The 7,330-nt window shown below is 64.7% G+C and carries 3 protein-coding genes and 1 pseudogene; 2 read left to right on the forward strand and 2 right to left on the reverse strand.

Going from position 1 to position 7,330, the window contains the following annotated elements:
- The first annotated feature begins 2 nt into the window (after positions 1 to 2).
- Both ACM6J5_RS05540 and ACM6J5_RS05545 read left to right on the forward strand, forming a co-directional pair.
- Complete coding sequence (locus ACM6J5_RS05540) at positions 3 to 1,337, forward strand: HlyD family type I secretion periplasmic adaptor subunit (protein ID WP_414927979.1); 1,335 nt, start codon at positions 3 to 5, stop codon at positions 1,335 to 1,337.
- Positions 1,334 to 2,662 (forward strand): TolC family outer membrane protein, encoded by a 1,329-nt coding sequence (locus ACM6J5_RS05545; protein ID WP_150671779.1) that lies wholly within the window; start codon positions 1,334 to 1,336, stop codon positions 2,660 to 2,662. Before ACM6J5_RS05540 ends, ACM6J5_RS05545 begins: the two co-directional genes overlap by 4 nt.
- Positions 2,663 to 2,825: 163 nt before the next feature.
- On the opposite strand, the gene ACM6J5_RS05550 is transcribed toward ACM6J5_RS05545, so the two are convergent.
- Positions 2,826 to 4,661, reverse strand: coding sequence for a tetratricopeptide repeat protein (locus ACM6J5_RS05550; protein WP_150671778.1), 1,836 nt, complete (start codon positions 4,659 to 4,661; stop codon positions 2,826 to 2,828).
- An 82-nt stretch (positions 4,662 to 4,743) separates the two neighbouring features.
- Positions 4,744 to 7,330, reverse strand: a pseudogene (locus tag ACM6J5_RS05555) (hypothetical protein); the annotation flags it as partial.

Raw genomic sequence — 7,330 nt, forward strand, 5'->3', positions numbered from 1 at the left:
CAATGCAAGCCAGTTCGAGCGACATTTCGACCCCCGAGAACAAGCCCGATGCGGATGCCGCGGGCATTGCCAGGATCGGTGTGTGGTTTTTGCTCCTGGGCCTCGGCGGGTTTCTGCTCTGGGCCTGCCTGGCGCCGCTTGACCGCGGCGTGGTCGGTAGCGGCACAGTGGTGGTTTCCGGCGAGCGCAAGACCGTGCAGTCGCGCACCGGCGGCACGATCGACAACATCCTGGTCCGTGAAGGCGACCGGGTGCAGCAGGGGCAGGTGGTGATGCAGCTCAACACCGTCCAGGCCAAGTCGCAACTGGATGTCGCCCTGGGCCAGTGGCTCGGCGCCCGCGCCGTCGAGGATCGGCTGATGGCCGAACGCCTGAACCGCGACGCTGTGCAATGGTCCGCGGCATTGCTGGCCCGCGCCGGCGACCCGCGCGCCGTCGCGGCGATGGAGCTGCAAGGCTATCTGTTCGCCACCCGCCGTGCCGAACTGGCCAGCCGCATGCAAATCAGCCGGCACGAAATAGCCTCGCTCAAAGAACAGCTCCAGGGTTTCGAAGAGATCAAGCGCAACCACGCCGTACAGCTGCAATTCCAGCAGCAGGCGCTCAAGGGGCTGCGGGAACTGGCCAGTGAAGGTTATCTGCCACGTAACCGGCTGTTCGAAGCGGAAAGCAGTGCGGCGCAGCTGGGTGCCCAATTGGCTTCGAGCGTTTCCGATATCGGCCGCACGCGCCAGGCGATCAATGAAAGCGAGCTCAAGGCGCTGCAACAGGGGCAGGTCTTTCGCAGCGACGCCGAGTCGCAATTGACCCAGGTCGTAGCGCAGACATCGAGCCTGATCGACCAGATCAAGTCACTGGAGTTCGAAGTCAACAGCGCCGCCATCGTCGCGCCCGTCGCCGGCCAGGTGATGGGCATGACCGTGCACACCGTCGGCGGCGTCGCACCAGCGGGCCAGCGCCTGATGGACATTGTCCCGCAAGGCTCCATCTGGGTGGTCAAGGCGCAATTCCCGCCGATGATGGCCGACCGGCTCAAGCCGCAGCTGCCGGTCGATCTGCGTTTCGGTTCGTTGCAACGGGTCCACACCCCGGTGATCGTCGGCCAGGTGCTCACGGTGTCGGCCGACCAGTTGATCGACGAACACAGCGGTTCGCCCTACTTTTCGGTGGAGGTCTCGGTCAGCCCCGAGGCGATCATCCATCTGCGCGAGCTGGGCCTGGATGTCAAGCCAGGCATGCAGGCCGAAGTACTGGTCAAGACCGGCGAACGCACCCTTGCCAACTACTTGATGCAGCCGGTGACCGAGCGTATGGCCGGCGCGTTCAAGGAAGAATGACCGTGTCCGTACGTATCGCCTTGCTACTCTCCGTGTTCTGCTCGTGCCGGCTGCTGGCGGCTGAAGCGCCGTTGTCACTGGTCGCCCTCTACGACGCTTCGCGACTCAACGATGCGACCTACCAGGTTGCCAACCATGACTACGAGGCATCGCGCCAGGAAGAGGCTATCGGCCGCAGCGGCTTGCTGCCGCAGGTCGCCATCAACTCACGCTACGGCCATGGTGGCCTGTTCGAAAGCCAGTCCTCCGCCAGCAGCCAGGAGGATCAGTACGCTTCCGACAGCATTGCCCTGTCGGTTATCCAGCCGCTGTTCGACAAAGGCCGCTGGGCCTCCTACGAACAGGCCAAGGCGCGTGGGCAACTGGGTGGAGTCCAGCACGAAGGCGCCGATCAGGAGCTGTTCGATCGCGTGGTGCAGGCCTATTTCGATCTCGCCCAGGTGGAAAACGAACTCAAGCTGACAACCCAGCAGAAAGCCTCGGTCGAAGAACTGGCCAAGCAATCGCGGCGACTGTTCGAAGCCGGTGAAGGCAGCATCACCGACCTTGAAGAGGCGCAGGCCCGGCTCGATTCGATCCGCGCCCTGGAAATTCAGTTGCAGGCCCAGCATCGCGCGGCCCTGCGCAAGCTGGCGGGCCGCGCCGGGATTGCCGTCAGTGAGATCCCGCAGATGCAGGAGCAGGCACCGGCCGCCGCCTTGCTTGCCCCCGAGCAGGACCTCGACTACTGGCTGATCAAGGCCGACCAGGCCGCGTCTGCACTGGGTATCAGCCGTGCTTCGATCAAAGTGGCCGAAGCCAACCTCAAGCAGCAGAAGGCCGGGCATTACCCGACGGTGGCGCTGAGCGGCCGGCTGGCCCGGGTCGGCCAGAGCGACCTCAACGAAACGTCCCAGCGCCAGTCGACCTACTACGTGGGTGTCGTCATCGATATCCCGCTGTACCAGGGCGGCGGGGTCAGCGCTTCTTCCGAAAAGGCCCGTGCTGCCCTGGAGAGTGCCCGGTCCGGCTATGAGGTCCAGCTCCAGCAAATGAACGAGGACCTCGAGCTCAACTACCTGGGGGTGGTGGCGGGCTTCGAGAAGATCAAGGCCCTGGTGACCGCCGTGCGCTCCAGCCAGACCGCCCTGAAATCCGCGGAAAAAGGCTATGAGGCCGGCGTGCGCTCAACGGTCGACATCCTCGATGCCCAACAGCGCCTGTTCTCTTCCAAGCGTGACCTGCTCGATACCAAGCTGGCGATGCTGCAAAGCTATGTCAACCTGCACACCCACACCGGCCAGATGACCCGCAACGAGCTGGAAAAGGTCCAGGGGTTGTTCTGACAACCTGATCCTCTGCAGGAGCGAGCTTGCTCGCGATGGAGGCCAACGATGACGCGGCAAGCCTGACGCCCCGCAGCGCTCTCGGGTTTTTCGCGAGCAAGCTCGCTCCTACAGAAGCAGTCCATCGTCGGAACGCCGCCCGGACCAGGAACCAGCAATACGGCTACACCCGGCCGGGCGCCACACTGCTGATCGCGTCCTCGAAATCCCTGACGAAGCGTGGTGTGTCGAACAGCGCCGAGTGCTCTCGTCCCCGGTGCAGACGCTCACGCAAGCCGGGCAACAGATCGGCCTGGGTCGCCAGTTCGACGGCACGCTCTTCGTACTCGGCCAGGGTGGTGGTGATCAGCTCCGGCAGGTCCAGCGCAGTCAGCAGGCTGCCGGCCATGCGCGAGGCAAAAGTGCGTCCTGAGCGGGTCAGCACCGGCAGGCCCATCCACAGGGCATCGTTGGCCGTGGTCCCGGCGTTGAACGGATACGCGTCGAGGAATAGATCCGCGGCACTGTAGCGGGCCAGGTATTGCGCCGGTGCGACCCGCGGGGCGAACAGCAGGCGTGCCGGGTTCACGCCATGTGACTGGGCTCTGGCGCAGAGGTTTTCCTGGGCCCAGGGGTTGTCGGCCAGCAGCCACAGCACACTGTCGGGAGCGCGCTGCAGGATACGCATCCAGCAATCGAACACTTCTTCGTTGAACTTGTAGTTGTTGTTGAACGAGCAAAACACGAAACGGTCTTGCGGCAAGCCGCACTCGGCGCGGGTCGGCAACGCCGCAACGGGTCGCTGGCGGTCGCTGCACTGGTAGATCTGCGCCAGGTACAGCGGTGTTTCGCTGTAGTACGCCTTCTCGCTGTCGGGGATCAGATAGCGATCGGCGATCACATAATCGATGCCCGGCAGCCCGGTCGACCCGGGAAAGCCCAGGTAGGTCATCTGCACCGTAGCCGGGCGGAAGGCCGGAATGTCCGGACGGGCCCCGGACGTCAGCCCGTGCAGGTCGATGAGGATGTCGATCTCATGGTTGCGGATGCATTGCGCGGCAGCGGCATCATCCATGGCGTCGATGCGCACGAAGTGATCCATGGCCTGCCTGACCCGTTCGCGCAGGGCCGAGCCGTCTTCGCGGGTCCAGCAAAAACCGTACACCTCGAAGCGCTGCCGATCGATCAGCTCGAACAGCTCCACTGTCAGCAACGACACCGCATGCAGGCAGAAGTCCGAAGACAGGAAGCCGATGCGCAACTTCCGGTGGCCATAGCCCTGGGCCGGAGCCAGGGCGGGGACCCGGACATTGACCCGCTCCTTGACGAAGTGCACCGCGGCGGCCAGTTGCAGGCCGGGGTCATCGCTGCCGGCGAGCAGTGCCAGGGGCGAGGAGGCCTTGAACAGGTCGCCACGGGTCAAGCCTGCCGGCGGCTCATAGACCGGCCAGACGCATTGTTTCTGGCGCAGGTGCACCCAGTGCTGAATCACCTTGGGTTGATGGGGGTCGGTTTCCAGGCTGGTGCGCAGGATGGCTTCGGATTTCTGCAACTGCCGGGTTTCCTCGAGCAGGCGACCCAGGTTGTTGCAGGTCATCAGGTACAGCTCGCGGCTTTGCGTGGCGTCGACCAGCCGGTCATCGAGCATCGACTGCCAGATGGCCAGGGCCTCCTGCGGTTTGTGCTGACGCTCCAGCAGCGTCCCCAGGTTGAACCACGCCTGGGCGAACTCCGGGTTCTGGGCAATGGCGGCGCGATAGGCTGCCTCTGCGGCCTCGATCTGCCCCAGTTGCGACAGCGTGGTCCCCAAGTTGAACTGGATAATGTAATTGACCGACGAATGGCAGTGCTGCAGCCAGCGCTGGTAGAGCGCAGCGACATCGGTGATGCGCTGTGCGCCATTGAGCCGGTCTGCGGTTTCGAGCAACTTCATCGGTTCCAGAGCGACGCCCTCGGCCAGCTGCAGGGCTGCGGCCAGCACGATATCGAGGTTCGGGCTCTCAAGATTCTGTCTAGGCATTTGCGCGACGGTCTCTTCCAATAAAAAAATACCGAGCTCTTTCGAGCCCGGTATCGGATCAGTCAAGGTTTACCACTGAAACTCAGTGAATCCAAGTCTGCACGTCGGTTGCGACCAACAGCTGGACGTCGCCGTCGTTGAACACGTTGTAGCTGGCGCCATCGACCGTGGTGCTCCCGGCCGCCTGCCACTCGCCACTGTCGCCAGTGATGTTGACCGTGTCGTTGTGGTCACCGTCGATGATCATCTGCACCGGTGCCGCGGCACCGTTGTCCACATCCACCTGGCCGGCCTGGCCGAGCTTGGCAACTGCCTCGGCATTGACGGTCAGTACGCTGGCCTTGCCGCCATCGGTCGACAGATCGATGGCACCCAGGGAGTGGGCATCGACTGTCGACGAATCCAGCTTGGTCAGGTCCAGGGACTGATTGCCATTGGCGTCGGTGCGGAACCAGACGTCGGCGATCGTATGGCTCTGGCCATCGCTGGTTTCGTAGCTGCTGTCGAGGCCGATCAGGTTGCCGTGGTTGAGCTCGGCGGTCTTGGCCACATCCAGGTTGAACTGGGTGATGCCCAGCTCCTTGAGGGTGTGCATCTCACCCTTGTCACTGACGCCATCGTTGTTGGCATCGACCCAGACTTGCAGCGCCGCGAACAACTGGTCAGCGCCGTTGACCGCACCGTCATGGTTGCTGTCCAGGCTGACGAGTGCCTCGAAACCGTCTTTGGCCAACGAACCGTCGGGCAGGCGGAACGAGGAACCGAACAGCTCGGAGCCATTGTTGACCTGGCCATCGCCATTGAGGTCGAGCGCCAGCAGGCCGTCACCGCCAGCGGTCCAGCCAGTTGCCTCCTTGTGGCCATCGGCATTGAGGTCGAACTTGACGCCGCTGCTCAGGTGCGTGGTCTGCACGCCATCACCGTTGAGGTCCAGGACCAGCGGCGTGGACAGGGCCAGCGCGTCGATCTGGGTGGCGGTCATCGCCTGCAGTTGCGCGGTGGTGAACGAATCAACCTGGGTCATCGACAGGTGCGACAGTTGCGCCGTGGTCAGGACTGCGGCTTGCGCCGTGGTCAGGGCCGCGACTTGCGCCGTGGTCAACGCCGCCATGTCGGCGGTTTCGATCGCTACGATCTGCGCGGTGGTCAGGGCCGCTACATCGGCGGTTTCCAGGGCGCTGATCTGGGTCGGCTTGAGGGCCGCGATCTGCGCGGTGGTCAGGGCCGCGACCTGGGCAGTGGTCAACGCTACCAGTTGGGCAGAAGTCAGCGCGCCGATATCGGCGGTTTCCATGGCCGCCACTTGCGTGGTGGTCAGGGCTGCGATCTGGGTCACCTTCAGCGCCGCCACCTGGGCGGTGGTCAGGGCAACCACCTGGGCGGTGGTCAGGGCAGCAGTCTGCGCGGTGGTCAGGCTTGCAGTGTTGGTCACTGTCAGCGCGGCGATGTCCGCGGTTTCAAGGGCCGCCACTTGCGTGGTGGTCAATGCCGCCGCTTGGGCGGTGGTCAAGGCCGCCACCTGAGCAGTGGTCAGGGCCACGACCTGGGCGGTGGTCAGCGCCGCGACATCGGCGGTTTCCAGGGCACTGATCTGGGTCGGTTTCAGTGCCGCCACTTGTGCCGTGGTCAGTGCCGCGGCCTGGGCGGTGGTCAAGGCTACCAGTTGAGCGGCAGTCAGGACGCCGACATCGGCAGTTTCCATGGCCGCCACTTGCGTGGTGGTCAGGGCAGCCACCTGGGCAGCGGTCAGTGCCGTCACTTGGGCGGTGCTCAGGGCCACGACCTGAGCGGTGGTCAAGGCGGCCACATCGGCGGTTTCCAGGGCGCTGATCTGGGTCGGCTTCAGGGCAGCCACCTGGGCGGTGGTCAGCGCCGCCACCTGGGCAGTGGTCAGGGCCACGACGCTGGCGGTGGTCAGCGCGCCGACATCGGCAGTTTCCATGGCCGCCACTTGCGTGGTGGTCAGTGCAGCCACTTGGGCCGGTTTCAGCGCGGCCACCTGGGCAGTGGTGAGGGCCACGACCTGGGCGGTGGTCAGGGCCGCGGTCTGCGCGGTGGTCAGGGCCGCAACGCTGGTCGCTGGCAAGGCAGCGATGTCAGCGGTTTCGATGGCCGCCACTTGCGTGGTGGTCAGCGCAGCCACTTGTGCGGTGGTCAGTGCCGCCACCTGGGCGGTGGTCAGGGCCACCACCTGAGCGGTAGTCAGTGCCGCCACATCAGCGGTTTCCAGGACGCTGATCTGGGTCGGTTTCAGTGCCGCCACTTGTGCCGTGGTCAGTGCCGCGACCTGGGCAGTGGTCAACGCTACCAGTTGGGCAGAAGTCAGCGCGCCGACATCGGCAGTTTCCATGGCCGCCACTTGCGTGGTGGTCAGTGCAGCCACCTGGGCCGGTTTCAGCGCGGCCACCTGGGCAGTGGTCAATGCCACGACCTGGGCGGTGGTCAGGGCAGCGGTCTGCGCGGTGGTCAGCGCGGCGACGCTGGCCACTGGCAAGGCAGCGATGTCAGCGGTTTCGATGGCCGCCACTTGGGTGGTGGTCAAAGCAGCCACTTGCGCGGTGGTCAGTGCAGCCACCTGGGCGGTGGTGAGGGCCACGACCTGGGCGGTGGTCAGCGCCGCGACATCGACAGTTTGCAGGGCGCTGATCTGGGTCGGTTTCAGCGCCGCC

The organism is Pseudomonas sp. IT-P74 (assembly GCF_949768175.1).
Taxonomy (GTDB): Bacteria; Pseudomonadota; Gammaproteobacteria; order Pseudomonadales; family Pseudomonadaceae; genus Aquipseudomonas.

Bases quoted from the DNA above. Each gene is read 5' to 3' on its own strand.
- ACM6J5_RS05550 (WP_150671778.1), bottom strand. From the start codon at position 4,661: ATGCCTAGACAGAATCTTGAGAGCCCGAACCTCGATATCGTGCTGGCC.
- ACM6J5_RS05545 (WP_150671779.1), top strand. From the start codon at position 1,334: ATGACCGTGTCCGTACGTATCGCCTTGCTACTCTCCGTGTTCTGCTCG.
- ACM6J5_RS05540 (WP_414927979.1), top strand. From the start codon at position 3: ATGCAAGCCAGTTCGAGCGACATTTCGACCCCCGAGAACAAGCCCGAT.